We start from the raw sequence: 26488 nt of genomic DNA, 5'->3' as shown, positions 1-26488 counted from the left end.
TGGGCGATAAATACTATTGTTTTAATAGCTGCTAGCGCTTATCCATCAAGCGCTAGAGGCCAATTTGGCTTAAATTTTGGTGGTTCAGTGCTACAGCGCACCCTGCGTCAGGCCCTGAAAGCCGTACACCTTGCGCTCGCCCGCGTAGTCCACCAGCTCCACGGTGCGCTCCTGGCCGGGCTCAAAGCGCACGGCGGTGCCCGACGCAATGTTCAGCCGCATGCCGCGCGCAGCCGCGCGGTCAAAGCCCAGGGCGTTGTTGGTTTCGGCAAAGTGGTAGTGCGAGCCGACCTGGATAGGCCGGTCGGCGGTGTTGCGCACCACCAGCGTGACGGTGCGGCGGCCGGTGTTGAGCGGGTGCTCGCCGGGTTCGGTAATGAGTTCGCCTGGGATCATGGTGGGTTATCCATGGTTGGGGGTTGCTCCCTCTCCCCTTGTGGGAGAGGGGCTTGTGTGCCTGGCATGCGTGGTGAGGGTCAAGGCCATCACGCCACCTGCTGCAACAGCAATGCACCTCCGAACGCGGCCACGCCAACACCTGCCGCGCGCGCTACCCATACCGTGCGGTTGCGCAGCGCCCAGCCCGTTGCCAGACCCGCACCATGCAGCAGCACGGTGGCAGCCAGCATGCCCGCCAGGGTTTGCCAGGCGCTGTTGCTGCCTGCTAGCTCATAGCCGTGGGCCACGCCGTGGAACACGGCAAACACGCCCACGCCCAGCGCGGCCACCAGGCCGGGCACGCGCAGGCGCGACACCACGAGCAGCCCGGTGACGAGCAGCGACGCAGCAATCATCGGCTCCACCGCAGGCACGGCCACGCCCTGCAAGCCCAGCACTGCGCCCGCCAGCAGCATGGCTGCAAAGCCCACGGGGCCCCATAGCAGTTCGCTACCGGCCTTGCGCGCAGCCAGTGCGCTCCACAGGCCCACGGCCACCATGGCGGCCAGGTGGTCCAGACCAAACAGCGGGTGCACAAAGCCGCTGGTGAAACCGCTGTGGCTGTGCGTTTCTACGCCTGTATGGGCGCTAGCGCTCATGGATAAAGCGCTAGAAGCTATCAAAAAAAGAGCGGATTTGGTGCGGGTGGAAAGCATGGGTGAATCTCCAAAAAGGGACAGGCGACGGCGGCGGAGCGCGTCAGACGATCGGCTGATGGACGGTGACGAGCTTGGTGCCGTCGGGGAAGGTGGCCTCCACCTGGATGTCCGGGATCATCTCGGCGATGCCGTCCATCACGTCCGCACGGGTCAGCACCGTGCGGCCTTCGCTCATGAGCTGCGCCACGGTCTTGCCGTCGCGTGCGCCCTCCATCACGGCCGCGCTGATCAGGGCCATGGCCTCGGGGTAGTTGAGCTTGAGGCCTCGGGCCTTGCGGCGCTCGGCCAGCAGGGCGGCGGTGAAGATCAGCAGCTTGTCTTTCTCACGAGGGGTCAGTTCCATGTCGTTCTGCTCAATGTAAGGAGGGGTGGGCTCGTGTGGCGGGTTGTCCAGGCCGGACACACGGGGCAATCGTCATCGATGGCCGTGTGGTCCGAAGGGCAGCGGATTCATCATAGGCAGCAAGCCCCGTGCCCGCCATACGCCAGAGGGCGCAGGGGTGGTGCCCACCCGGGGCGGCCGTGGCATGGAAACTGCACTTGCAGGGCTTGTCGCAACCCCTGTCCATGCCCCCTTCCACCGCCTCTCTTGCCCCGCCCGACGTGGCCTCGGCGCCCGCATTGGGGCCGGATGCCGACGCGCAGGCGCCCCAGCAGGTCGTCAAGGTCCGCCGCGACTACAACAGCTGGGTGGCCACCGAGACCATGGAGGACTACGCGCTGCGCTACACCCCCCAGCGCTTTCGCAAGTGGTCTGAATGGCGGGTGGCCAACACGGCGTTTGGCGCGGCGTCGTTCCTGATTCTCGAAGCCGTGGGCGCAACGCTGCTGGTGCAGTACGGCTTCATCAACGCGTTCTGGGCCATCGTGGCCACGGGGCTCATCATCTTCCTGGCGGGGCTGCCGATCAGCGTGTACGCGGCCCGCTATGGCGTGGACATGGACCTGCTCACGCGCGGCGCGGGCTTTGGCTACATCGGCTCCACGCTCACCTCGCTCATCTACGCCAGCTTCACCTTCATCTTCTTCGCGCTCGAAGCCGCCGTGATGGCCTATGCGCTGGAGCTGGCGCTCGACATTCCGCCCACCTGGGGCTACCTCATCTGCGCCATGGTGGTGATTCCGCTGGTCACGCATGGCGTGTCGGCCATCAGCCGGCTGCAGGTGTGGACGCAGCCGCTGTGGCTGGTGATGCTGGTGGTGCCGTTTGCCTATGTGTTGGTGCGCGATCCTGGTGCGTTTTCTGGGGTTGCGCACTACGGTGGTGAATTCATGCGGGGCGCCTCGTTTCAATTGCCCTTGTTTGGTGCGGCGCTCACGGTGGGTATTGCACTCATTACCCAGATGGGGGAGCAGGCCGACTACCTGCGCTTCATGCCCGCCAGCACACCCGCCACGCGTGGGCGCTGGTGGCTGGGTGTGCTGGTGGGTGGGCCGGGCTGGGTGGTGCTGGGCGTGCTCAAGATGCTGGGCGGCGCGCTGCTCGCCTACCTGGCGCTCACCCACATGGTGCCCGCCGACCGGGCGGTGGACCCGAACCAGATGTACCTGGCCGCGTATGAATATGTGTTCCCCAACTATGGCTGGGCGGTGGCGGCCACGGCATTGTTTGTGGTGATCTCGCAGCTCAAGATCAATGTGACCAACGCCTACGCGGGCTCGCTGGCCTGGTCCAACTTTTTCTCGCGCCTTACGCACAGCCACCCGGGGCGCGTGGTGTGGGTGGTGTTCAACACGCTGATTGCCTTCATGCTGATGGAGATGAACGTGTTCCGCGCCATGGGCGAGGTGCTGGGGCTGTACTCCAACATCGCCATCGCCTGGATCATGTCGGTGGTGGCCGATCTCGTCATCAACAAGCCGCTGGGTCTGTCGCCCAAGGGCATCGAGTTCAAGCGCGCGCATTTGTACGACATCAATCCGGTGGGCGTGGGCTCCATGGCGCTCGCGTCCATCCTGTCCATCAGCGCGCACCTGGGCCTGTTCGGACCGCTGCCGCAGGCGTTCTCGGCGGTGATTGCGATGGCGGTGGCGTTTGTGTCGGCGCCGCTCATTGCCTGGGCCACCGGGGGGCGCTACTACATTGCGCGCCAGCCTGAGCCCGCCACATTGACCGATGTGGTGGCAGTGCCCATGCACGGCCCGGGCAAATTGGGGCAGGACATGGGCAGCACCATGCGCACCACCGTGCAGCGCTGCGTGATCTGCGAGCGCGAATACGAAGCGCCCGACATGGCCCAATGCCCCGCCTACCGGGGTGCCATCTGCTCGCTGTGCTGCACGCTCGATGCGCGCTGTGGCGACCTGTGCAAGCCCCACGCGAGCATGGCGGTGCAGTGGTCTGCCGCGCTGCGCTGGGTGTTGCCACGCGCCATCTGGCGCTACCTGGACACGGGCCTTGGCCATTTCCTGCTGTTGATGCTGGTGATTGCGCCACTGCTGGCGTCCGTCATGGGCCTGCTGTACCACCAGGAACTCAACACCATCGCACAGGCCGCCACCGACACCGAGGTGATGGCTGCACCCGAAGTGGCTCTGCGCTCCGGCCTGCTCAAGGTCTATCTCGCGCTGCTGGTCATCTCGGGCATCGTGGCGTGGTGGCTGGTACTGGCGCACAAAAGCCGCCAGGTGGCGCAAGAGGAATCCAATCGCCAGACCGGCCTTTTGGTGCGCGAGATCGAATTGCACCGCCAGACCGACGAGGCCCTGCAGACTGCGCGCAGCGTGGCCGAGCAGGCGCGCCAGGTGGCCGAAGAAGCCAAGCGCGCCGCCGAGCAGGCCAACCAGGCCAAGAGCCGCTACATCAGCGCCATCAGCCACGAGATCCGCACGCCGCTCAATTCCATCCTGGGCTACGCGCAGCTGATGGGCGAGGATGCAGGCGTGCCGCCCCACCGCAAGCAGGCGGTGCACGTGATCCGGCGTGGTGGCGAGCACTTGCTGTCGCTCATCGAAGGCACGCTCGATATTGCGCGCATCGAATCCGGCAAGCTCACGCTCGATGTCACGCCCATGCGCTTTGCCGACGGCCTGCACGAGATGGCCAGCCTGTTCGAGCTGCAGGCCGCCGCCAAGGGCCTGGCGTTCCAGTTCGACGTGCTGGGCGTGATCCCGGAAGTGGTGCGCGCTGACGAAAAGCGCCTGCGCCAGATCCTCATCAACCTGCTGGGCAACGCCGTCAAGTTCACCGCGCACGGCACCGTCACGCTGCGCGTGCGCTATGCCCGCGAGATGGCGCGCATCGAGGTGCAAGACACGGGGCCAGGCCTCACGTCCGACGAGATCGAGCGCATCTTCGAGCCCTTTGCGCGCGGTGGCTCGGGCGGTGGCAGCACCGCAGCCGCTCCGGGTGCGGGCCTGGGCCTGACCATTGCCAAGATGCTCACCGCGCTCATGGGTGGCGAGCTGACGGTGAGCAGCACCCCGGGCGTAGGCTCGGTGTTCCACGTCAAGCTGTTCCTGCCCGAGGTGCATGGGGATGTGCTGGGCAAGGCGGCGGCGCCCGTGGCGGTGCAAGCCCAGCGCGCCCGCAGGGGGTATGAAGGCGAGCGCCGCCGCATCCTGGTGGTGGACAACGAGGAGCCCGACCGCGAACTGCTGCTGCAACTGCTGGAACCCCTGGGCTTTGAGCTGCGCCAGGCCGCCAGCGGCCACGATGCGCTGGACCTGCTGGCCACGGGCTACCGGCCGCACGCCATCTTCATGGACCTGGCCATGCCGGGCATTGATGGATGGGAGACGCTGCGGCGCGTGCGGCAGATGCACCTTGCTGGCATCCGTCCGGCGCCGGGCCGCCCCAAGCCGGACGGGGCCCCCTCGGGGGGCAGCGACGACACGGAGTGCGGAGCGTGGGGGTCAATCCATTGCGCCATCGTCTCCGCCAATGCGTTTGACAAGGCGCTCGACAACGACGTGGGCATCCGCCCCGAGGACTTCATTGTCAAGCCCGTGCGCCACAGCGAGCTGCTCGACTGGCTGGAGCGCCGTTTGGGCCTGCAGTGGCAATACGGCGAAGCCGATGTGACTCCCGCCTTGCCTGCGGCAGCGGATGCGCCCCTCACGTACCCCGACACCACCGCCCTGGCCGCCTTGGCGCAGGCCGTGGCACTGGGCTACTACCGTGGCATCCTCAACACCCTGGACGACATCGAACGCAGCCAGCCCGCGCACAGCGCCTTTGTGCACACCATGCGGCAACTGGCCAAGCAGTTCCAGTTCGATGCCATGGGCCAGATCCTGGAGCAGGCGCCACCGTGATGACCACCGCAATTCCCCCTTCCTTTCCGGCGCCAGCAGCGCCCGGTGCCGCGCTGGACCGCAGCGACAGCGACGTGGTGCTGATCGTGGACGACGTGCCCGACAACCTGGCCGTGCTGCACGACGCGCTCGATGAATCGGGCTACACCGTGCTCGTGGCCATGCACGGCGAGGCCGCGCTGCAGCGTGCCGCCCAGGCCCTGCCCGATATCGTGCTGCTCGACGCCATGATGCCCGGCATGGACGGCTTCGAGGTCGCGCGGCGCCTGAAGGCATCGCCCCTGACGGCGCACATTCCCATCATCTTCATGACCGGCCTGACCGAGACCGAGCACCTCGTGGCCGCGCTGGAGGCGGGTGGCGTGGACTACGTCACCAAGCCCATCAAGCCGCGCGAGGTGATGGCCCGCATGGGCGTGCACCTGGGCGCGGCGCGCAAGGCCCGGCAGGACGCGCGCCAGGCCCGCGAGGCGCGCAACGCGCTTGATGCCTTCGGCTACGCCAGCATCACCGTGCGCGCGGTGGACGGCCGCATCGTGTGGCAGACCCCGCTGGCGCGCGAGCTGCTGCAAAGCTACTTCGGCGAGGTGGGCCCGGACGGCACGCCCGCCGCCCTTGGCCAATGGGCGCCCGAGCCCGTGCAGGCCTGGCTGCGCCGCCATGTGCTGGCCGACAACGCGGCAGAGCTGCTGGCCGCATCGCTGGCCGAGCCACCGCGCCTGGCGGTGGAGCAGGGCGCGCGCCGGCTTACCTTCCGCCTGCACCAGCAGGCGGGCGACAGCGCGGGCGGCGGCGACTGGCTCATCGTGATGCGCGAGGTGTCGGACGCGAAGATCATCGAGTCCATGAGCCTGTCGTTCAGGCTCACCGCGCGCGAGGCCGAGGTGCTGTACTGGGTGGTCAAGGGCAAGATCAACCGCGACATCGGCGACATCCTGGGCGCCAGCCCCGCCACCGTCAAAAAGCACCTGGAGCGCGTGTTTGCCAAGCTGGGCGTGGAAACACGCACGGCAGCGGCGGCCATGGCCATGAACCGCATCCGGCAATTGCATCCGCAATTTGAAGGGTAGATGGCTGGACGTTCTGGATCGATGCCTTGGCGTGCGCGCTGGCGACCTGCGTGAGTGGCCGGTTGCACCGGGTTTGCTACGCTCGCGGCCATGTCTGCATCCCCCCCCTGCCGCCACGCGCGGCGCTTTCTGGCGCAGCCTGTACCAGCGCCCCGCACTTCTCCTCATCGTCACCACCCTCATCTGGGGCAGCAATGCCGTCGCGGCGCGCATGGCCGTAGGTCACGTTTCTCCCATGATGCTGACCACGGCACGCTGGAGCATTGCCTGCATGGCGCTGTGGTTCGTTGCGCGCCAGCAGGTGGCGCAACACCTGCCCGCGCTGCGGGGGCGCTGGACGTATCTGGCCCTGATGGGCACCAGCGGCTTTACCGCCTTCAACGCGCTGTTCTACGCGGCGGCACACCACACCACGGCCGTCAACCTCCGCTGATTCAGGGAATCATCCCGGTGCTGGTGCTGCTGGGCGGCGTGTTGTTCCTGCGCCTGCGGGTCACTGCGCTGCAGATGCTGGGCGTGGTCATCACGCTGGCGGGCGTGGCCATCGTGGCCTCGCGGGGCACCTGGGCGGTGATGGCTGCGCTCGACTTCAACCTGGGCGATGTGTGGATTTTGCTGGCCTCGCTGCTCTATGCCGGCTACACGCTGGGGCTGCGGGCGCGGCCGTCCGTGCCCCCGCTGGTGTTCTTCTCTGCCGTGGCGGGCGTGGCGGCGTTGGCGTCTTTGCCGCTGCTGGCGGCCGAAGTGGCGGCGGGGCGGTTTTTTTGGCCCACGCCGCTGGGGTGGCTCATCCTGGTGTATGTGGGCTTGCTGCCGTCCTTCGTCTCGCAGATTTTTTTCATCCGTGCGGTGGAGCTCATTGGCCCGGCGCGCGCCAGTGTGTTCCTCAACCTGAACCCCGTTTTCGGCCCTGCACTGGCCGTGGGCATGCTCGGCGAGCCTGTCGGGGCCTATCACGCCGTGGCGCTGGCGATGGTGCTTGGCGGCATCTGGATCGCGGAGCGACTGGGCGCGCGGCGTTGACCCTGCCCATGCCCCTGACAGGCAGCGCTGGCGATGGGCTGTCGCCCGCAGCGGTATCCGCCGCTGCAGTTTCAATGGTGAACGGGGGCTCAACAGGGTGTGAATGCCGCGTCGGTGGAATGCCGAATCACTGGCTGCAAACCGCGATGGGGTCCATTCCTGGCGCCTCGTTTTTTTATGCGTGCGGCGGGTTGACCCTCAAATGCTGCAGTGCAATAATCGCGCACCTTTATTTCCGGAGCCCCAGCGTGGAATGTGCCAGTTGTCGCAGTGAACACCAGCAAGCCGTGACGGTTGCTGCCTGCCAGGCCTCCTGACGCCCGCTCCCGGGTCATGGGTCGCCTTGTGCAGACCCAGGCCCCGTCCCTTTCAGCCATCTGCCGTCCTGTCTGCGCAGCCCCTTGCGTCTGCCATGCAGCGATGGGAGGTTGATGGTTTCCCCGACTTGTCGTTTCCCCTGCGTGTGTGCCGTGTGCACAGGCAAGGCCCTTGGTTGGGCCGTGATTGCCTGTGCAGACGCGCTCCGGCGAACACCCGCGTCTGTCTGCTCCGTGAACCCTGCCAAGGACCACGGCCATGCCTCGTTTTGTTGATTTGCAGATTCTTTTCAGGCGTGCGCTTGCGCTGCGCGTTGGCCGTGCGGTGCTGCGCCAGCCCCCGCTGGGTGCACAGCTAGCGCCCGCATTTCTTGCGCAGGCGCCGCAGGCAGGTCTTGCGACTGGCCGCACTCACGGGCGTAACGATGGCAATGACCCGATCCAGGCCCTGGCCGATCTGGATCTCAGCACCGCCTGGCCTACCCACCGCATTCGGTGTTTTCTGCACGCGCAGCCCGCGCGTGGCGTGCCCCGCTGGCGTTGAACGCTGCACCATCAGCGCGCGCCCCTTTTCCCATTCTTACCGCAGGAGGCTCCATGGACCCAGACCCGCGCTGGCGCTCTGAAGCGCCGCTCCATTGCACCGTGTGTTTACGGATTGTTTGTTTGTTGTCGATTTCTGCAAATTTGGCCAGGGCCTACACCCAGAAGCGCCTGCTTGCGTGACCGCGTGAGCAAGCCCTTCTGGCAGGCGCAGGCCAGAAGGGTTTACCCATCATGTTTCGTTGTATTGTTTTTCCAGCGCGCGCCGCATTGCCTAGCGTGCTGCGCACAGCCACTTTGACCACTGCGGTTTTTGGGCGTCGCACCAGATTTGCGACGCGGTAGGGAGCGGGCCATGAACTTCTTTCACCACCTTTTCGACCGTTTCCTGCGCAGTCGGCATGTCACGCGCCACTTTGCGCGGCGACTCATGCTCGACACCCTCACCCTGGGCCGCGCCGCGACCCCGGCCACGATGCCCGACCCGCTCACCCGCGATCTGTTGCGCGCCGCGACCGACGATGTGCCCACCTTGCTGGACCGGCTGGGCTCGGACAAAAACGGCCTCACTGACACGCAGGCCGCCGCCGCACTCGCATTGCATGGCCCTAACGAGGTAGAGCACGAAAAGCCGCTGCCCGGCTGGCTGCACCTGTGGCACTGCTACAAAAACCCCTTCAACGTTTTGCTTACCGTGCTGGCGTTGATCTCTTACCTGACCGATGACCGGGAGGCCACGGTCGTCATTTTGGCGATGGTGGTGTTGTCCACCTTGTTGCGGTTTGTGCAGGAGGGGCGGTCCAACCGAGCCGCCGAGCGCCTGAAGTCGCTGGTCAGCAACACGGCCACCGTGCTGCGGCGCCCATCGGCGCAAGGGGATGCATATGTGCCCACGCCAGCCACTGTGCCCGCGCCCGCGCCCGCACCCACGCCTGGCGGGGGGCATGCGATGACGCTCAAGGCGGCCGCTGCTGGCCAGCGCGAACTACCCATCAGCCAACTGGTCCCCGGCGACCATGTGGTGCTGTCGGCGGGTGACATGATCCCCTCGGACTGCCGCGTGCTGACGGCCAAAGACCTGTTCGTGAGCCAGTCGGCCATGACGGGGGAGTCGCTGCCAGTGGAGAAATTTGCAGAAAGCTCCGCACCGGGCGCCAGCGTGCTGGATGCGCGCAACCTGCTGTTCATGGGCACCAACGTGGTCTCGGGCTCGGCCACGGCGCTGGTGGTGGCCACAGGCAACCACACCTACTTTGGCACGCTGGCCACGCGCGTCACAGCCATAGACCGCGCGCCCACCGCGTTCCAGGCGGGGGTCAACAGCGTGAGCTGGTTGCTCATTCGGTTTGCACTGGTGATGGTGCCCATCGTGCTGGTGGTCAACGGCTTTACCAAGGGCGACTGGCTGGAGGCCTTTCTGTTCGCGCTGTCGGTGGCCGTGGGTCTCACGCCCGAGATGCTGCCCATGATCGTGACCAGCACGCTGGCCAAGGGCGCGGTGCTGCTGTCGCGCAAGAAGGTGGTGGTCAAGCGGCTGGATGCGATCCAGAACTTTGGCGCCATGGATGTGCTGTGCACCGACAAGACCGGCACGCTCACGCAGGACAAGATCTTTCTGGAGCGCCACACCGACGTCTTCGGCCACGAGTCCGACGAAGTGCTCACCTTTGCCTACCTCAACAGCCATTACCAGAGCGGCCTCAAGAACCTGCTGGACCACGCCGTGCTGGAGCATGTGGAGCTGCAGGCCGACCTGCGCCTGGCGCAGGACTACCGCAAGGTGGATGAAATTCCCTTTGACTTTGTGCGCCGGCGCATGTCCGTCATCGTCAGTGAGCGCGACGACCACCACGAGCTGATCTGCAAGGGCGCCGTGGAAGAAATGCTGGACATATGCACCCGGGTGCGTGTGGTGGAAGACGCTGGCGCGCAAGACCTGCCGCTGGATGAAGCCCTGCGTGCGCGCGTGCTGGAGGTAACCCGGGGCCTGAACAACGAAGGTCTGCGCGTGGTGGCCGTGGCCATGAAAGAAACCCCGCCCCACCAGAGTGTGTACGGCGTGGCCGACGAATCTGGTTTGACCCTGATTGGCTACGTGGCTTTTCTGGACCCACCGAAAGAATCCACCGCGCCCGCGCTCAAGGCGCTGGCCGCGCACGGGGTGACGGTGAAGGTGTTGACCGGTGACAACGAACTGGTCACGCTCAAGGTCTGCCGCGAGGTGGGCCTGGCGGTGCAGGGGGTGCTGCTGGGCAAGGATGTGGACGCCATGGACGATGCGGCCCTGGCGCAGGCGGCCGAATCCCATAACGTGTTTGCCAAGCTCTCGCCGCTGAACAAGGAGCGCCTGGTGCGTGCACTGCGCGCCGGCGGCCATGTGGTGGGCTTCATGGGCGACGGCATCAACGATGCGCCCGCGCTGCGTGCTGCCGACATTGGCATCAGCGTGGACAGCGCGGTGGACATCGCCAAGGAGGCGGCCGACATCATCCTGCTGGAAAAGAGCCTGATGGTGCTGGAAGAGGGCGTGATGGAAGGCCGCAAGACCTTCAGCAACATGCTCAAGTACATCCGCATGACGGCCAGCTCCAACTTTGGCAACGTGTTCTCGGTGCTGGTGGCCAGTGCGTTTTTGCCATTTTTGCCGATGCTGCCTTTGCATCTGCTGGTGCAAAACCTGCTGTACGACGTGTCGCAGATCGCCATTCCCTTTGACAATGTGGACGAGGAAGTCATCCGCAACCCGCTCAAATGGAATCCCGGTGATATCGGGCGCTTCATGGTGTTTTTTGGACCGATCAGCTCGGTGTTCGACATCACCACCTTCGTGGTCATGTGGTACGTGTTCGGCGCCGACAACGTGGGCGCGCAGACCCTGTTCCAGTCGGGCTGGTTTGTGGTGGGCCTGCTCACGCAAACCCTCATCGTGCACATGATCCGCACGCCCAAGCTGCCTTTTGTGGAGAGCATTGCGTCGGTGCCGTTGCTCACCGCCACGGCGCTCATCATGGCCGTGGGCATCTTCATCCCGATGGGGCCGTTGGCGGGGCATTTCAAACTGCAGGCGTTGCCTTGGTCCTACTTCCCCTGGGTGCTGGGGATTCTGGCTGGCTATGTGGTGCTGACGACCGTCATGAAGCGTTTCTACATTCGCCGCTATGGCTGGCAATAGATACTGCGACCTGCGACGCCACGATGGGGCCCCGTGCTGGGGGCCGCCCATTTGAGCCTTTTTGGCTGCTAGCGCTTATGGGATAGGCGCTAGCAGCTATGAATTTTGATGTGATTCGTCAGGTGTCACATCCCCGGCATCACATCCCCAGCGACTTCAGCAGCGCGTCCGTATCGTCCTGGCCCGCTGGGGCGGGAGCGGGCACGGCAGGTGCACCCTGTGACTGGGCCATGAGCGCATCGGCATCGGGCACTTCCTGGGCCTCGAAGTCATAGAGCTTGATGAACTCGGTGCGGTCGATGGCCAGTTCGAGGTAGAAGATGTTGTTGTTGCTGGTGTAGAAGGTCACGCGCCGGGCTTCGGGCTTGTCCAGGTTGGCGTCCACGCTCAGCATCACCTGCTTGTTCAGCACCAGCATCTTGGGCTGGTTCTGGGTGATGTGGGTCTGCAGCTCGCGGCGCACCTTGCCGGTGAAGTCGCCCACCACCTGGTTCATGAGCTCGCCCATCACGTTGCTGACTTCATCAGACGTGTAGGAGCTGACTAGGTCGTCCTTGGACATGCCCATGTTCAACAGGTAATTGGCATACAGCTCCATCGCCGCCTGGGCCGAGAAGTTGATGATGACCAGGCCCGAGAAGCCGCCATCGAACAGCACGAAGCATCCGATATCGGGTTTCAGGCAGGTCTTGCTGATGCGTTGCACCATGCCGGAGTAGTGGATCTGGCTGTGCGTGGCGACGTTCAGCACCCGCGTGACGGAATTGCACAGGCTGATCAGCAGGTCTTCGGTGCCGTATACGGTGTTTTTTTCTGGAAGGCTCATGGTGTGGTCTGGGGAGTGTTTTGTCAGGATATACGCGCTGTGCAGAGCATAGGCGAAGGCGCGTTGCTCGAACAGAGTGGTTTTCGGTTATCGCCGGTGTGCTGTCGCCTCGCTGTGGTGTTGATGACAGAAATATGGCGCCCCCTGCCATGGCGCTGGCTTGTTGCCTTGGTGCTGCGCGGGATGCTGCGGGTTGACAACCCATAGCGCAGGCGTATCGTTCCAACCATACAAGAGGGGGCGTGCGATGGGCGCAGAGAGCTACGGGTTGACTGATTTTCAGGCGGTTGCCACGGGCGCTGCCGTGCTGGCCAGTGGGGGCGGCGGCAGTTATCACGATGCTTGCGGGGTCCTTCAGCAGTTGGCCGACCAGGGCTGGAGCGGCACCGTGCCGGTGCAGGACTATGACGGCGCCACCAATGCCTGTGTGCTGGCCATCATGGGCTCGCCGGACGCAGCGGACGGCCTGACGCTGGCGGCCATCCAGAACTCCATTGCCAACACCGTGCAAGTGCTGCAAGCGAGCACCGGCGCCGCGCTCGGGGCGTTCATCCCTGTGGAGATCGGCCCCATCAACTCGCTGGTGCCGCTGATTGGTGCCGCGATGTGGCCAGGCGCCCTGTGGGTGGTGGACGGTGATGGCGCCGGACGCGCCGTGCCCGAGCTGCCGCAAACCACGTTCACGGGCGCGGCGTTGCTGGCGCCGTGTCCCGCCGCGCTGGCCAGTGATGCCTCGGTGCCCGCCTTTATGGAATCGGCCGTGCTCGGTGCGTCCACGGCGGCGCGGGTGGAGACACTGGCGGGCGGGGTGGTGGCCGGGTTTGGCGGCTATTCAGGCATCGCCATGTGGCCATCCAACGCCAGCAATGGTTTTGCTCTGTCGGGCAGCTACATCAAGGGCACGCTGGGGCAGGCGCGCGCGTTGGGGCTGCAACTCCTGCAGGCGGTCACGCCACTGGCCACCAGCGCGGTGGCCAGCGCCATCACCACCATCACCGGCCGCGCGGCCACTGCGGTGGTGACCAACTTTTTCATCACGGCGGTCACGCAGTCCACCTCCAGCGCGTCGCTGGACTCCGGTGTCATCCGCCTGGACAACACCCCCGACCCCGGCCAGAGCACGCAGACGCACTATCTCTACAACCTGAACGAGAACCTCATCATGTACTCGTCCTCCAGCCCGGTGCCGGACATCATTGCGCCGGACTCCATCTGCTACTACTCCGAGAGCACGGGCCGTGGGTTCTCCAATGCCAGCGATGACCTGGCCCTGTACTTTGATGCCGCCACCGGCAAGAGCACCGGCCAGGCGGTGAGCGTGATTGCGGTCGAGGCCGCACCGCAGCTTTACAACACACCAGGCGTTGTCGCGTCATTTGCGGCACTGCTGCGCAATATGGGGTATGCCGGCGCCATGCCGTCGGTCTGATGGACACGCCGGAACTGATGTTTGTCTCCATGGCTGATGACGCAGACCTGAACAAGGAGCGGCTGGAGCTGGTGCTGGAGGCCGCCGGGCTGGATCTATGGGAGAACGACCTGGTCTCAGGCCAGGTCACCCACAAGGCGATGAAGACCTTTCTGGAGCTGGGCTTCACCGAAGACGAAATCGTGTCGGGCGTGCAGGATATTTTTGGCCTGTTTCACCCCGGCGACCTCGAAATGGTGCGCCAGGCGGTCGCCGATCATGTGGCGGGCGTTACCCCGCAATACCGTGCCGAGTTTCGCCTGCGCTCCAAGGCCGGCGAGTGGGTGTGGTTTGCCAACTACGGCCGCATCATGGACCGCAGCAGCGCCACCCCGGGCAAACGCCTCATCGGGGTCACCTTCAACATCCATGACCGCAAGCACAAGGAAGACGAGATCGCGCAGATCAACCGCCAGTTGGTAGAGCAGAACCGGCTGCTGCAAGAACTCAACACCACCCTGGAGCTCTTGGCGGCGAACGATTCGCTGACGGGGCTGTCCAACCGGCGCACGCTGATGGAGCTGGGCGCCAACGAATGCAAGCGCACCGAGCGTTTTGACCACCCCCTGTCGCTGCTGGTGGTGGACATCGACCTGTTCAAGGCGGTCAACGATGTCTGGGGGCATATCGCGGGCGACCGCGTGATTTGTGCCGTGGCCCAGGCCTGCGCGGCACGCAAGCGCAGCGGGGTGGACATCGTGGCGCGTTTTGGCGGTGAGGAGTTTGTCATCGTGCTGCCAGAGACCGATGGCGCGAGTGCGCTGTGCGTGGCCGAGTCGCTGCGCCACGAGGTGGCCGCCCTGGCCGTTCCTGTCGATCATGGCGGTGCCAGCATTTCTGTCACCGTCAGCATTGGCGTGGCCACGTTGCACAAGGGCTCGGGGCTCGGTTTTGAAGATCTGGTGAACCGTGCCGATAAGGCCCTCTACCGGGTGAAGGAAGCGGGGCGCAACGCTGTGTACTGTGCAGACCTGCCGCAAGGCGCTTGTGCTGCGGGGCAGATGCACTGCAGCGATCCGCAAGATTGCGCAGGCGGCTCGCTGCTTTCCTGATCGGGCGTGCCGCTGCGGGCGCACGGGTGCCCTGGTTGACCCTCGCAATACCATTGCCTGCGCACCCGCTGCGCAGTGCTCTGCCAAGCAGCGCTGTGATGTATGGGCCGGCCAGGTGTTGTCTATTGCTTACTCGATTACTTGCTTTATTTGGCTTCTGGCGCTTTTAAAGTAAGCGCTGTTAGCTATCAAAAAAAGAGCATTTCAGCAAGCGCTGCACCGCCCTCAATGCTTGCGCCTGCCGCTCGCCGGTGGGGCCAATCGGCCCTCTCGGGCTGTGCCGGATGCCACGGTGTACGCCACCCGGCGTATTCCCCCAACGCGCCTCGCTATCCAGAATCCATTCCATCGCTCGATCACACGGGGCTCCTTCAAGGGCCTGCCGGGCGAAGCGATTGGATGGATTGAACCCCCCTACTGGAGAAGCACACATGCAACGTCGTTATTCCCTCAAGGCCCTTGCGGCCGTCGCTACGCTCGCTGGCCTGTCTGCGCTGCCAGCCCACGCGCAGGAGACCATCAAGGTCGGCATCCTGCACAGCCTGTCGGGCACCATGGCCATCTCCGAGACCGTGTTGAAAGACACCGTGCTCATGGCCATCGACGAGATCAATGCCAAGGGCGGCGTGCTGGGCAAGAAGCTCGAACCCGTGGTGGTGGACCCGGCCTCCAACTGGCCCCTGTTCGCTGAAAAGACCAAGCAGCTGCTGGGCCAGGACAAGGTTTCGGTCATCTTCGGCTGCTGGACCTCGGTGTCGCGCAAGTCGGTGCTGCCGGTGGTCGAAGAAATGAACGGCCTGCTGTTCTACCCCGTGCAGTACGAGGGGGAAGAGCTGTCCAAGAACGTGTTCTACACCGGCGCTGCGCCCAACCAGCAGGCCATCCCCGCGGTGGACTACCTGATGAGCAAGGACGGCGGCAGTGCCAAGCGCTGGGTGCTGCTGGGCACCGACTATGTGTACCCCCGCACCACCAACAAAATCCTGCGCGCCTACCTCAAAGCGAAGGGCGTGAAGGACAGCGACATCGACGAGAAGTACACCCCGTTCGGCCACTCTGACTACCAGACCATCGTGGCCGACATCAAGAAGTTCAGCCAGGGCGGCAAGACGGCCGTGGTCTCCACCATCAACGGTGACTCCAACGTGCCCTTCTACAAGGAACTGGGCAACGCCGGCCTGAAGGCCAAGGACGTGCCCGTAGTCGCCTTCTCGGTGGGCGAGGAAGAGCTGCGCGGCGTGGACACCAAGCCCCTGGTGGGCCACCTGGCTGCCTGGAACTACTTCCAGTCCATCAAGAGCCCGGCCAACACCGAGTTCATCAAGAAGTGGAGCGACTACGCCAAGGCCAAGGGCATTGCAGGCCACAAGGACAAGCCGCTCACCAACGACCCGATGGAAGCCACCTACATCGGCATCAACATGTGGAAGCAGGCGGTTGAAAAGGCCAAGAGCACCGATGTGGACAAGGTGATTGCCGCCATGGCTGGCCAGACCTTCAAGGCACCGTCGGGCATCGTCTCCAAGATGGACGAGAAGAACCACCACCTGCACAAGAGCGTGTTCATCGGCGAGATCAAGGCCGACGGCCAGTTCAACGTGGTGTGGAAGACCCCCGGCCCCGTGAAGGCCAAGCCATGGTCTCCTTACATCGAAGGCAACGACAAGAAAAAAGACGAACCCGAGAAGAAGTGATCTCCCCCTGAGCGGCTACGCCGCTTCCCCCTCTCTCACGCTGCGCGTGGGAGGGGGACGCCCCCAGCGCGGCGGGGCGGCCCTTGCGCGGGGGCGCTGGCATGGGCTGCGCTCACCGCAGAGGCTGGTCGTTTCTTTCACCCACTGGCCCTTCCATGCTTTTCTCTTTTTTCTCCCGTCTGATCGCCTGCGTTCTGCTGTGTGCAACTGCGCAGGCGTACGCACTCACCGCCGAGCAGGCCTTGGCCATGGCCGCTGGCGAGACCGACGACCGCGTGGCTGCTGTGCAGCAGGCCGTGGTGGAGCCCAGTGAGCGCACCGCCGCTTTTTTGCAGGCGCTGGCCGACGATGCGGTGAAGGTTGCCGCAGGCAAGGCGCTGATCGTGCGCGATGACAAGGGCATCGACCCTGTCACCGGCGCCGAGGTGCCCGTGCCCTCCGATGCCGAAGACATCATCAACAACAACCGCATGCGCGGCGAGATCGACACGGCCCTGGCGGGCCTGGCGCTGTTTGGCAAGGACGAAACCCAGCGCATGGCCGCCGCCAAGGCGCTGACCAAAGAACCCGACGCGGGCCGTCTGCCTTTGCTGGACAAGGCGCTGGCGCAGGAAACCAACGACAAGATCAAGACCCAGCTGCAGCTGGCCCGCGCCGCCACGCTGCTGGGCAGCGACGACGCTGCACAGCGCATTGCCGCCGCGCAGGCACTGTCGCTCAGCGCCACGCCTGACACGCGGCTGCTGCTCAACGAACGCGTTACCGTGGAAGAAGATGCCAAGGTCAAGGCGGCCCTGCAAGCCGCGCTCAAAGCCATTGACGGCCAGCTGGCCTGGGGCGAGCGCCTGGGCGCAGCGTTCTCGGGCATCAGCCTGGGCTCCATCCTGCTGCTCGTCGCACTGGGGCTGGCCATCACCTACGGTCTGATGGGCGTGATCAACATGGCCCATGGCGAGCTGATGATGATTGGCGCCTACGCCACCTATGTGGTGCAAGGCATCTTTCAAAAGTATTTTCCGGGCGCGTTCGACTGGTACCTGGTTGCCGCGCTGCCGCTGGCCTTTGGCGCCTCGGCCGCCGTGGGCGCGGTGCTGGAGCGCGGCGTGCTGCGTTTTCTGTACGGCCGCCCACTGGAGACGCTGCTGGCCACCTGGGGCATCAGCCTGGTGCTGATGCAACTGGTGCGCACGATTTTTGGCGCGCAGAACGTGGGTGTGGAAAACCCTGCGTGGATGAGCGGTGGCGTGCAGGTGCTCTCCAACCTCACGCTGCCCTACAACCGCCTCGTCATCATCGGCTTTGCCATCGCCGTGCTGCTGGGCATGGGCTACCTGATCGGCCGCACGCGCCTGGGCCTGTTCGTGCGTGGTGTGACGCAGAACCGCCCCATTGCCTCGTGCATGGGCGTGAACACTGCGCGCATCGACACCATGGCCTTTGCGCTGGGCTCGGGCATTGCGGGCCTGGCGGGTTGCGCGTTGAGCCAGGTGGGCAACGTGGGGCCGGACCTGGGGCAGAGCTACATCGTCGATGCCTTCATGGTGGTGGTGCTGGGCGGCGTGGGCCAGCTGGCGGGCACGGTGTATGCCGCGCTGGGCCTGGGCATCCTGAACAAGTTCCTCGAAGGCTGGGCGGGCGCGGTGCTGGCCAAGATTGCGGTGCTGGTGTTCATCATCATCTTCATCCAGAAGCGCCCCCAGGGCATCTTCGCGGTCAAAGGGCGTACGGCCGACTGAAGCACCAGAGACGACTGATCATGACTACGCCAACCTCTCCCAACATCCAACTGCCCGCACCTGCGCCGCTGCTCACGCGCGGTGGCTGGTCGGCCTTTATCGTGGCACTCATCGTGGTGTGCGCCGTGGCACCCGTGCTCAACCTCTGGGTGCCCGCAGGCAGCATGTTCCACCTGTCGGACTACGCCGTGGCGCTGCTCGGAAAGATCATGTGCTACGCCATCTGCGCGCTGGCCATGGACCTCATCTGGGGCTACTCCGGCATCCTGAGCCTGGGCCACGGCCTGTTCTTTGCGCTGGGCGGCTACGTGATGGGCATGTACCTCATGCGCCAGATCGGCCGCGACGGCAACTACAAGAGCGATCTGCCGGACTTCATGGTGTTCCTGGACTGGAAGGAGCTGCCCTGGCACTGGGCGCTGTCCGACAGCTTCATCGCCACGCTGATCCTCATCGTGGCCGTGCCGGGCGTGATCGCGTTTGTGTTCGGCTACTTCGCCTTCCGCTCGCGCATCAAGGGTGTGTACTTCTCCATCATCACGCAGGCCATGACGTATGCGGCCATGCTGCTGTTCTTCCGCAACGAAACCGGCTTTGGCGGCAACAACGGCTTTACCGACTTCAAGCGCATCCTGGGCACGCCCATTGCCACGCAGAACATGCGCATGACGCTGTTTGTGCTGACGGGCATCACGCTACTGGGCTTCTTTTTGCTGGCGCGCTGGCTGGTGCGCAGCAAGTTTGGCCGCGTGCTGCAGGCGGTGCGCGATGCCGAGAGCCGTGTCATGTTCTCGGGCTACTCGCCGCTGCCCTACAAGCTCACCATCTGGACCATCAGCGCCATGATGTGCGGCGTGGCAGGGGCGCTGTATGTGCCCCAGGTCGGCATCATCAACCCCGGCGAGATGAGCGCCGCCAACTCCATCGAGATAGCGGTGTGGGCGGCCGTGGGTGGCCGCGCGACCCTCATCGGGCCCATCGTGGGGGCGTTCATCGTCAACGGTGCCAAGAGCTGGCTCACGGTGACGGCGCCGGAGTTCTGGCTGTACTTTCTGGGCGCGCTATTCATTGCCGTGACGCTATTCCTGCCCGATGGCGTGGTGGGGCTGGTCAAGAAGCTCAAAGCAAAAATGACAACCACGAAGGGAGCTGCGCAATGACGCCCGATCTGATGGAAGAAGGCGCGCGGCGGCTGCAGAAGACGCTGGCGCCCGTCGCACTGGGCCAGACCGAGTCGGGTGGCCGCGCTGCAGGCTTCTCGCGCATTGCCACGCCGGGCGAAGTGGACGTGACCCACGGCCGCATCCTGTACCTGGAAGACGTGCATGTCAGCTTTGACGGCTTCAAGGCCATCAACGGCCTGAGCCTGGACATCGCCCCGGGCGAGCTGCGCTGCATCATCGGCCCCAATGGTGCGGGCAAGACGACGATGATGGACATCATCACCGGCAAGACCCGGCCCGACAAAGGCACGGTGTTCTTTGGCTCCACCATCGACCTGCTGCGCCACAACGAACCCGAGATTGCCAGCCTGGGTATCGGCCGCAAGTTCCAGAAGCCCACGGTGTTCGAGCAGCTCAGCGTGTTCGAGAACCTGGAGCTGGCCTTGAAGACCCACAAGGGCGTGAAGTCCAGCATGTTCTTCAAGCTCGACTCCGCACAGTCGGACCGGCTGGCCGAGATCCTGCACACCATTCACCTGGCCGACAGCGTGACGCGCCAGTCGGGCAATCTGAGCCACGGGCAAAAGCAGTGGCTGGAGATTGGCATGCTGCTGATGCAGGACCCGAAGTTGTTGCTGCTGGATGAGCCGGTGGCGGGCATGACCGATGAGGAGACCGCTCGCACGGCGGAGCTGTTCCTCACGCTCAAGGGCAAACATTCGCTGATGGTGGTGGAGCACGACATGGGCTTTATCCGCACCATCTCCGAGAAGGTGACGGTGCTGTGCGATGGGTCGGTGCTGGCCGAAGGCACGCTCGACCAGGTGCAGGCGGATGAGCGGGTGATTGAGGTTTATTTGGGGCGGTGATGGTGTTGTGCCGCTCTGGTTCTTCTGATCTTGTGGCCGTCCGCTATCCGTTCGGGCTGGGCTTGTCGAAGCCTGGGTGTACTTGTCCTCCGTCCGTTCGGGTGGAGCTTGTCGAAGCTTGGGCGTGCTCCTTGATCTGGACGCATGCCTGCGTTCAGGGCTGGAGCCGGGTTGTCGCCCCGGCGGGCGAGGTACTTTTCTTTGCTTCGCCAAAGAAAAGTACCCAAAAGAAAGGCGACCCCCAGTCTGCGACCCCTTCGCGGAGCGAAGGGGCAAACCTGCGTCGGGGCGGTTGCGGGGTGCGCCGTGGAACTCGCTTTGCGCTGCGCGCGCCGCTCGGACAGCCACGGCGAGTCAGTTCACGAAGCATGGGCGCTTCGACGCCCATGCTCACCCCGCAACCGCCCCGCCGCAGGCGCAGCCAGCAGGGGGTTGGACAGCCGAACACCCAAACAGCCGAACAGCCACACGGGCCTTTGCTTCGCTCGGCCTCGTGGTCGCGGCGCGCAGCGCACGCGCGTTCGGGGCCGAGCGAAGCAATGGCCCGAATGGATGTTCGCTGGGTTCCCTTCTGTGCGTGCCGAGAAGCGCAGGGCAGGGTGTGCGTGCGTGTGCCGCAGGACACACGCACTTCGTGCACTGACTTGCCGCAGTTGTTTGAACGGAGCGCGCAGCACGCAGTGAGTTCTGCGGCGCACCCCCTGACCGAGCATCGCAGGTTGCCCGCAGCGCAGCGGAGGGACACGCACAGTAGGGTCGCCCTTTCTTTGGTTCCTTTCTTTCGGCGACACGAAAGAAAGGGACTCGCCCGCCGGGGCGACATCCCGGCCTCCGACCTCCACCATGGCATGTGTCCAGATCAAGGAACAAGCCCCAGCTTCGACAAGCTCATCCCCAACGGGCCGGACAAACCAAATAGCTATAAAAACAATAGCTACTGGCGCTTGATGAATAAGCGCTAGCGGCCAAAACACTCAAAACGCCACCATGCTCACCGTCCAAAACATCAACCAGTACTACGGCGGCTCCCACATCCTGCGCGACGTGAGCCTCACCGCCCAAACCGGCAAAGTCACCGTTTTGCTAGGCCGCAACGGCGTGGGCAAGACGACCCTGCTCAAAAGCCTCATGGGCCTGGTGCCCATCAAAAGCGGCAGCATCAGCTTTGATGGCCAACCCATCGACAAAGCCACGCCGTACGACCGGGCCCGTGCAGGCATCGGCTTCGTCCCCCAAGGCCGCGAGATCTTCGGGCGCCTCACGGTAGAAGAAAACCTGCGCATGGGCCTGGCCTACAAAAGTGGCTCCACCCCCGTGCCCCCGCACCTGTATGAACTGTTCCCCGTGCTCAAGCAAATGCTCAAGCGCCGGGGCGGTGATCTGTCGGGTGGGCAACAGCAGCAACTGGCCATCGCGCGTGCGCTGGCACCCGGCCCGCGTTTGCTGATCCTGGACGAGCCCACAGAAGGCATCCAGCCCAGCATCATCAAAGACATCGGCCGCGTGATCCGCATGCTGGCCGACAAGGGGGAGATGGCGATCCTGCTGTGCGAGCAGTACTACGACTTTGCGCAGGAGCTGGCCGATGACTACCTGGTGATGGAGCGCGGCGAAGTCATCGCACGCGGGCCGGGCTCCGAGATGGAAGCCAAGGGCATTCGCAACCTCGTTGCCATCTGACGGCTCATGGCGGTTGAACCGCAGCGCCGAAGGCAGGGCGGCGCCAGCGCGACACGCTCTCCATGATGAGCACCGTGCACACCATCCACGTGCCGCCCAGCAGCCACCCTGCCAGCACGTCGCTGGCGTAGTGCACGTGCAGCACCACACGGCTCCAGCCGGTGGTGAAGATCAGCGCACCGGCCAGCATGGCCACAGGCAGGTGCCAGGTGCGGGGCAACAGCCGCGTGGCCAGGTAGGCCAGCATGGCGTAGGCCACCATCGATGCGCTGCTGTGCCCGCTGGGAAAGCTGTAGCCGCTGGCCTCGGCAATGCCGTGCGTGTGCTCGGGCCGCACGCGCTCGAACAGATGCTTCAGCACCTTGGTCAACGCGCCGTTGCCTGCCATGGCCACCAGCCAGCCGGTGGCCAGCAGGCGGTGCCGACGCAGCCACAGCGCGGCGGCCACGCCCAATGTCAGCACGGTCAGCACCCAGGTGTCGCCCAGGTGGGTGAGGGTGGCAAACCATTGCAGCACAGCGGCGGATGCCTGTGCTTGCAGGCCTGCGGCCAGTGCGTCGTCCAGTGCGCCCCAGGTGCCCGGGGCGCGCCCGCTTTCGGCCAGCTCTGCCAGCGCGGCACCCGCCAGAGCCAGCGTGCAGGCCGATGCCGCCATGGCCGCCACCAGCACCCAGCGCGCCTGCGCCGGAAACACGCGGCCCAGCGGTGCGCCCACATGCTGTCGCAGGCTGCGCAAGCCGGTCAACGCGGCGCTGCCCAGCAGGGCAAAGGCCAGCACGCCCGCCATCCACCAGCCCAGAGGGTGCTGCGCCAGCAGGGCGCCGATGTCGGCGGCCAAAACGCTGGAGGTTGTGGTCATGGAGATGGTGGGGCCTTTCTGTTGATGCACCCGCAGGGTGGGCTGCCCATGGAGAGAAACCGTAGGTTGTACCGAAGTTCCCAGCATCTCGGTGCGCAGTGGGGGTATTGCACTGTCACTGCAGCTGTCGGAGCCGGCTGACAAAGGGTAGGCGTGGCTACCGGCTGCGCGGGTGGCGAGCGCTTGTCACCATGGAGTGCCCTGCAACCGGTGTTGGCGTTGGCGTTGACGCTCGTGGCGTGGTGTGGGCCTGCGGGCTCGCCCAGCCGTGTGATTGGTTCATCGCGCTGTGGGGTTGCTCTTGTTTGTTGCAGAGTTTTTGCATGACACCTTCGGAACGCTCCCTCCCTCCCCAACCCCGTGGCCCCATCCATCTGGTGGTGCCCCGGCGGCCCGGTGCCGACCTGGACCTGCTGCGCGCCAAGCTTGAAGGTGTGCCCGCCCTGCAGGCGCACGACGTGGTGTGGCACGTGCCCGACCGGCGCGCCGACATCGTACAGCTGGCCGAGCACGCCGCCCAGGCCGCACAAGACGATGGCGGACTGGTGGTGGCAGCCGGGGGCGACGGCACCATCAACGCCGTGGCGTCGGCCGCGCTGCGCGCCGGGGTGCCGCTGGGGGTGGTGCCCATGGGCACGTTCAACTATTTCAGCCGCGAGCACGGCCTTGCGCTGGACCCCGAGACCGCCGTGCAAGACCTGCTGCAGGCGCTGCATGCGGGCGACCTGCGGCCGGTGCAGGTGGGGTTTGTCAACCGCCGCATGTTTGTCGTCAATGCCAGCGTGGGGCTGTACCCCAAGATGCTGGCCGACCGCGAGATGGCCTCGCGCCGCTTTGGCCGCAAGCGCTGGGTGGCCATAGCGGCGGCGGTGTGGAGCCTGTTTCGCCCCGCGTCGGGCCGCCGCTGGCGCGTGGTGATGAAGACGCACCAGGGCGCCGAGGCGCAGCAGGAGGAGCATCTGGTCACCACCCTGTTTGTGGGCAACAACCCCTTGCAGCTGGACCGCATGGGCCTGCCGCAAGCGCAGAAGGTGGCCGATGGTGGGCACCTTGCCGTGGTCATGCTCAAGCCGCAGGGGCGCTGGGCCACCGCCCGCACCGTGTGGAACGCGGCCACAGGCCAGTTGCACAAAGACAACGCGGTGGTCAGCATGGCGTGTGCCGAGCTGACCGTGACCCCCGCCAGCTGGCGGCCCCCGCAGGTCAAGGTGGCGTTTGACGGCGAGCGTGAGTGGATGGCACCGCCCCTGCATTTCCGCATCAGCGCGCGGCCGCTGTGGCTGGTGGCGCCCAGCCCGCTGGCGCGCGATGGCGCAGCGCAGACCCAGCCCACTGCCGATGCCCAGTACGCCGCACCCCCGCCCGATGCGCCTGAGCCCGGCCCCGCTGCCGCCCCCGGCTTGCTACCCGCATGATGGGCCACCCTTGCGTATGACCACTGCCTGCGACCCCTTGCCATGACGGTTCTGATGCACCTGTCGGACCTGCACTTCGGCGCGCACGACCCGGTGGTGTGTGCTGCTGTCCAGCGGCTGGCGCAGCGCCTGGGGGTGGCGATGGTGGTGGTGTCTGGCGACCTTACGCAGCGCGCCACTGCGCAGCAGTTTGAACAGGCCGCGCGGTTTGTGCAGGGCCTGCATGCGCGCAGCAATCTGGTGCTGGCGGGCAACCACGACCTGCCGCTTTTTGCGTGGTGGATGCGCTGGGGCCGTTCGTACGAAAGGTTCTCCGAGCAGTTCGGCATGGACCAGGAGTCTGTGCGGCAGATGGGGGCGTTCTACGTGGTGGGCGTGAACACCACCCGCGCCTGGCGGCACGAGCGCGGCAGCCTGTCGTCCGCCCAGATCGAGCATGTGGCCCAGCTGCTGGCGCGTGCACCCCCGGGCGCGTGGCGCATTGTGGCCAGCCACCACCCCCTGGTGGCGCGCGATGCCGAGGACCGCGACCACCGCCCCCACCGAGCGGACGAGGCCGTGGAGCGCTGGCGCATTGCCGGTGCGCAAATGCTGCTGTCCGGCCACGTGCACCAGCCACGCCTGTTGCAGCCATTGCCCGGGCTGTGGGCCAGCAGCGCGGGCACGGCGGTGTCGCACCGCCTGCGGCACGGCAGCCCCAACAGCCTGGTGGTGCTCAGCACCGAGGCCTCTGGCACCGCGCCAGACGGCCAGGCGCGCCATGCCGCACGGTGGGACTTTGACAGCGACCTGGGAGAGTTTGTGCGTGTGGACCGGGTGGAGGCGGGGTAGCGGCCTATGCGCATTTTCTGTGGTGTGGAGGCATCTCTTTATGCGCCTCTTCGTGCGCATTGCACGCTTGTGAAGTGAGCGATGGACTCGCATTGATGACTATCATTTTTATAGCTGCTATCGCTTGATGGATAAGCGCTAGGTGCCAAAAATACATCAAACCTGACCAGTCTGTGCATTGCGCCGCTCAGGGTTGCGTGTTGCTGTTTTGCCCGAGGTGTTTTCACCGGTTGACCGGCCGGTGGTCGCCGCCTATTCTGGTTGCCGAGGGGTAGGCGATGCCCTCTGCACAGAACCATCCGCCGCTCCACCTCCCTTGCCGCCATGCACAAAGAATTCCACCACGATGCCGTGCGCCGCCTGCAGGCGCTGATTGAGCGCGAAACCGGCAAGCCCTTGGGCGAAGCAGCGCAGGCCGAAATGGCGGACATCCTGCACGGCATGGAAAACCCTGCAGGCGCCGCCGCCAGCGGGCTGGCCGTGGCGCCGCGCGAGGTCACCATTGTGCTGGCCGATCTGCGCGGCTTCACGGCGCTGTCGGGCTCGCAACCGGCGTCGGTGGTCATTGCGGCGCTCAACCGCTGCCTGGCCCGGCTCAGTGAGGTGGTGTTCAAGTACCAGGGCACCATCGACAAGTTCATGGGCGACTCGATCATGGTGCTGTTTGGCGCACCTGTGGCCCGCGACGACGACGTGGCCCGTGCGTTGATGTGCGCCGTGGAGATGCAGATCGCCATGCGCGAGCTGAACCTCGCGCACCTGAGCGAGCGGCTGCCCGAGGTGTTTCTGGGCATTGGCGTGAACACCGGCACGGTGATGGCCGGACGCTTTGGCTCGGATGTGTATTCCGAATACACGGTGATTGGCGAGGCCGTGAACCTGGCCTCGCGCATCGAGGCACTGAGCCTGCGCGGCCAGGTGCTCATTAGCGACTCCACGTACCAGCGCTGCTGGGGCCTGGTGTCGGCATCGGCGCCCATGCAGGTGTATGTCAAGGGCCGCACGCAGCCCGTCAGCCTGCGCGAGCTGATCGCCATCCCCTCGCACAAGCTCAAGGTGCCCCGCCAGGAGTTCCGCCGCAGCCACCGCGTGGATGCGCACCTGCCCTGCCTGTGCCAGCGCATGCAAGGCGAGATCGTCGTGCCCCACATCGTGCATGGCGCCATCCGCGACATCGGCTACCACGGCCTGCTGGTGGAGCTGATCGAGCCGCTCGAACCCCACAGCGAGATCAAGCTGGAGTTTGAGCTGCCGCTGGTGGACTACCGCGTGGCCGATGTGTATGCGCGCGTCATCACCCTCAAGCGGGAGGGCGACGAGTGGGTGGCAGGGCTCGAATTCACCGCCATCAGCGCGGACTGCCGCGCCAAGGTGCAGATGTTTGTGCAGCTGCTGGTGGCGCACTGACGGAGGCTG

The 26488-nt window shown here is 65.3% G+C and carries 21 protein-coding genes and 1 pseudogene; 16 read left to right on the top strand and 6 right to left on the bottom strand.

The features are described from left to right. Positions 1-90: 90 nt before the first annotated feature. From KI609_RS17880 to KI609_RS17870, 3 genes are all read right to left on the bottom strand, one after another. The gene (locus KI609_RS17880) at positions 91-396 is read right to left on the bottom strand and encodes an urease subunit beta (RefSeq protein WP_226444901.1); all 306 of its coding nucleotides are present in this window, start codon (positions 394-396) and stop codon (positions 91-93) included. Between the two features lie 89 nt (positions 397-485). Further along, positions 486-1094 carry a HupE/UreJ family protein gene (locus tag KI609_RS17875; RefSeq protein WP_226444900.1) on the bottom strand — a complete coding sequence of 203 codons (609 nt, stop codon included), beginning with the start codon at positions 1092-1094 and terminating at the stop codon, positions 486-488. Between the two features lie 43 nt (positions 1095-1137). After that, on the bottom strand, positions 1138-1440 hold the full coding sequence (locus KI609_RS17870; RefSeq protein ID WP_055399013.1) for an urease subunit gamma: 303 nt from the start codon (positions 1438-1440) through the stop codon (positions 1138-1140). A 224-nt stretch (positions 1441-1664) separates the two neighbouring features. On the opposite strand from KI609_RS17870, the gene KI609_RS17865 reads away from it, so the two are divergent. The 6 genes from KI609_RS17865 (at position 1665) to mgtA (ending at position 11479) form a co-directional block, all read left to right on the top strand. Next, positions 1665-5354 carry an ATP-binding protein gene (locus tag KI609_RS17865; RefSeq protein ID WP_226444899.1) on the top strand — a complete coding sequence of 1230 codons (3690 nt, stop codon included), beginning with the start codon at positions 1665-1667 and terminating at the stop codon, positions 5352-5354. Continuing rightward, on the top strand, positions 5354-6424 hold the full coding sequence (locus KI609_RS17860) for a response regulator (protein WP_226444898.1): 1071 nt from the start codon (positions 5354-5356) through the stop codon (positions 6422-6424). The genes KI609_RS17865 and KI609_RS17860 overlap by 1 nt, the downstream gene beginning before the upstream one ends. A 31-nt stretch (positions 6425-6455) precedes the next feature. Then, positions 6456-6857, top strand: coding sequence for a DMT family transporter (locus tag KI609_RS17855; protein WP_226444897.1), 402 nt, complete (start codon positions 6456-6458; stop codon positions 6855-6857). Positions 6858-6874: 17 nt separating this feature from the next. Then, positions 6875-7447: a DMT family transporter gene (locus tag KI609_RS17850; protein WP_226444896.1), complete on the top strand. Its 573-nt coding sequence runs from the start codon at positions 6875-6877 to the stop codon at positions 7445-7447. A 576-nt stretch (positions 7448-8023) separates the two neighbouring features. Then, positions 8024-8308, top strand: a complete 285-nt coding sequence (locus tag KI609_RS17845; protein WP_226444895.1) for a hypothetical protein — start codon at positions 8024-8026, stop codon at positions 8306-8308. Positions 8309-8662: 354 nt separating this feature from the next. Further along, positions 8663-11479, top strand: coding sequence for a magnesium-translocating P-type ATPase (gene mgtA / locus KI609_RS17840; RefSeq protein WP_226444894.1), 2817 nt, complete (start codon positions 8663-8665; stop codon positions 11477-11479). Positions 11480-11618: 139 nt separating this feature from the next. Here the strand turns inward: mgtA and KI609_RS17835 are convergent, their stop codons facing one another. After that, a complete protein-coding gene (locus KI609_RS17835) occupies positions 11619-12305 on the bottom strand; it encodes a DUF3334 family protein (protein WP_226444893.1) in 687 nt (228 codons plus the stop codon). 268 nt (positions 12306-12573) lie between these two features. Here KI609_RS17835 and KI609_RS17830 point away from each other — a divergent pair, with 268 nt between their 5' ends. The 7 genes from KI609_RS17830 (at position 12574) to urtE (ending at position 21967) form a co-directional block, all read left to right on the top strand. Further along, positions 12574-13734 (top strand): DUF917 family protein, encoded by a 1161-nt coding sequence (locus tag KI609_RS17830; RefSeq protein WP_226444892.1) that lies wholly within the window; start codon positions 12574-12576, stop codon positions 13732-13734. Further along, entirely contained in the window at positions 13734-14825 is a 1092-nt protein-coding gene (locus KI609_RS17825; protein WP_226444891.1) for a GGDEF domain-containing protein, read from the top strand. The genes KI609_RS17830 and KI609_RS17825 overlap by 1 nt, the downstream gene beginning before the upstream one ends. Positions 14826-15256: 431 nt before the next feature. After that, positions 15257-16519: an urea ABC transporter substrate-binding protein gene (gene urtA / locus KI609_RS17820; protein ID WP_226444890.1), complete on the top strand. Its 1263-nt coding sequence runs from the start codon at positions 15257-15259 to the stop codon at positions 16517-16519. 155 nt (positions 16520-16674) lie between these two features. After that, complete coding sequence (gene urtB, locus KI609_RS17815; RefSeq protein ID WP_226444889.1) at positions 16675-18255, top strand: urea ABC transporter permease subunit UrtB; 1581 nt, start codon at positions 16675-16677, stop codon at positions 18253-18255. Between the two features lie 20 nt (positions 18256-18275). After that, positions 18276-19415, top strand: coding sequence for an urea ABC transporter permease subunit UrtC (urtC, locus tag KI609_RS17810; protein WP_226444888.1), 1140 nt, complete (start codon positions 18276-18278; stop codon positions 19413-19415). Then, positions 19412-20287 carry an urea ABC transporter ATP-binding protein UrtD gene (gene urtD, locus KI609_RS17805; protein ID WP_056060633.1) on the top strand — a complete coding sequence of 292 codons (876 nt, stop codon included), beginning with the start codon at positions 19412-19414 and terminating at the stop codon, positions 20285-20287. The genes urtC and urtD overlap by 4 nt, the downstream gene beginning before the upstream one ends. A 987-nt stretch (positions 20288-21274) precedes the next feature. After that, positions 21275-21967 carry an urea ABC transporter ATP-binding subunit UrtE gene (urtE, locus tag KI609_RS17800; protein WP_226444887.1) on the top strand — a complete coding sequence of 231 codons (693 nt, stop codon included), beginning with the start codon at positions 21275-21277 and terminating at the stop codon, positions 21965-21967. A 4-nt stretch (positions 21968-21971) separates the two neighbouring features. Here the strand turns inward: urtE and KI609_RS17795 are convergent, their stop codons facing one another. After that, a complete protein-coding gene (locus KI609_RS17795; RefSeq protein WP_226444886.1) occupies positions 21972-22826 on the bottom strand; it encodes a phosphatase PAP2 family protein in 855 nt (284 codons plus the stop codon). Between the two features lie 191 nt (positions 22827-23017). On the opposite strand from KI609_RS17795, the pseudogene KI609_RS23090 reads away from it, so the two are divergent. Then, positions 23018-23476, top strand: a pseudogene (locus KI609_RS23090) (diacylglycerol/lipid kinase family protein); the annotation flags it as partial. Here the strand turns inward: KI609_RS23090 and KI609_RS23085 are convergent. Then, positions 23470-24087 (bottom strand): hypothetical protein, encoded by a 618-nt coding sequence (locus KI609_RS23085; protein ID WP_413463438.1) that lies wholly within the window; start codon positions 24085-24087, stop codon positions 23470-23472. The pseudogene KI609_RS23090 and the gene KI609_RS23085 overlap by 7 nt on opposite strands. A 196-nt stretch (positions 24088-24283) precedes the next feature. On the opposite strand from KI609_RS23085, the gene KI609_RS17780 reads away from it, so the two are divergent. Beyond that, positions 24284-25072 carry a metallophosphoesterase family protein gene (locus tag KI609_RS17780; protein WP_226444885.1) on the top strand — a complete coding sequence of 263 codons (789 nt, stop codon included), beginning with the start codon at positions 24284-24286 and terminating at the stop codon, positions 25070-25072. 324 nt (positions 25073-25396) lie between these two features. Continuing rightward, on the top strand, positions 25397-26479 hold the full coding sequence (locus KI609_RS17775) for an adenylate/guanylate cyclase domain-containing protein (RefSeq protein ID WP_226444884.1): 1083 nt from the start codon (positions 25397-25399) through the stop codon (positions 26477-26479). Positions 26480-26488: the final 9 nt, after the last annotated feature.

The sequence above is a fragment of the Acidovorax radicis genome (assembly GCF_020510705.1).
Taxonomy (GTDB): domain Bacteria; phylum Pseudomonadota; class Gammaproteobacteria; order Burkholderiales; family Burkholderiaceae_C; genus Acidovorax; species Acidovorax radicis_A.
Note: the sequence above shows the minus strand (reverse complement) of the source record. Positions and strands in the feature narration are given on the sequence as shown.